Here is a 635-nt window from a genome sequence, read left to right as displayed (position 1 = left end):
TTCGGTCATCGAGTTTGCTTAGAGTAAGGTTGTTGTCTTTAGCATTTACAGCCTTAAACTTGCTTCCATCAATAGAGATGTACGACTTGGAAAAGAGCTTCAGTCCCATGCAAAACTTGTTGAACTCTTTAAAAACTTTAGTAATAGCCTTCTTGTTGTTCTTCCGGAAATCGGAGATTGTACGAAAGTCTGGAGTCAGCTTGTTGAGCAGCCACATTACCTCTACGTTACACTTGCACTCACGAGCAAGTTTGCGAGAGGAACGTACCTGATAGAAGTAACCATAAATATAGAGCTTGAGGAGATCGCGAGGATCATATCCAGGAGTACCTGTCTCTGCAGGAGTACTGCGGACGAATCCCAGTTCATCCATTTTGAGATTATCGACAAAAGCGTCAAACAAGCGAACAGGGGCGTCAGCCTCTACATACTCGTCAATGCAATCAGGGAAAAGAACCCTCTGTCGTCTATCTTGTCCTTTTTTATATGCCATATCATTCTTGTTTTTTACTACAAAGATACATAAAATAATTGAGAATCAAGAAGATACGAGGTTAATTAACTATAAAGAGCAAAAGAAAAATGCCCAATTCAGTTGTTTGCTTCCCTAATTAAGTTTTCGGACGGCCTCCCCC

Annotated in this window: 1 protein-coding gene; it reads right to left on the bottom strand. The window is 40.9% G+C overall.

Annotated features, from left to right (window positions below; genetic code table 11):
- A partial coding sequence (locus DW830_RS15590) for a transposase (RefSeq protein WP_147487295.1) occupies positions 1-493 on the bottom strand: 493 nt, incomplete at its 3' end.
- Between the last annotated feature and the right edge of the window lie 142 nt (positions 494-635).

The sequence above is a fragment of the Prevotella sp. AM34-19LB genome (assembly GCF_003468525.1).
GTDB lineage: Bacteria > Bacteroidota > Bacteroidia > Bacteroidales > Bacteroidaceae > Prevotella.
Note: the sequence above shows the minus strand (reverse complement) of the source record. Positions and strands in the feature narration are given on the sequence as shown.